Source organism: Pseudomonas sp. BW16M2 (genome assembly GCF_014268865.1).
GTDB lineage: Bacteria > Pseudomonadota > Gammaproteobacteria > Pseudomonadales > Pseudomonadaceae > Aquipseudomonas > Aquipseudomonas peradeniyensis.
Window position 1 is genome coordinate 1 of sequence record NZ_JABWRI010000097.1, and the last position, 256, is coordinate 256.

The 256-nt window shown below is 51.2% G+C and carries 1 rRNA gene; it reads left to right on the plus strand.

From position 1 onward, the window contains the following. The first annotated feature begins 136 nt into the window (after nt 1-136). Nucleotides 137-252: ribosomal RNA gene (rrf, locus tag HU735_RS26885) — 5S ribosomal RNA — on the plus strand. Nucleotides 253-256: the final 4 nt, after the last annotated feature.

Consider the following 256-nt stretch of genomic DNA (forward strand, 5'->3'; position numbering starts at 1 on the left):
CCATGTGAGAGTAGGTCATCGTCAAGATTCATTTCGCAAAACCCCTATCTGCGCGAGCAGGTAGGGGTTTTGTCTTTAAGTAGAGAGTACAGAGATTCGCTGGCACGTCCCTCGGACGGACCGGCACACAGAATTTCTTGACGACCATAGAGCATTGGAACCACCTGATCCCATCCCGAACTCAGCAGTGAAACGATGCATCGCCGATGGTAGTGTGGGGTTTCCCCATGTGAGAGTAGGTCATCGTCAAGATTCA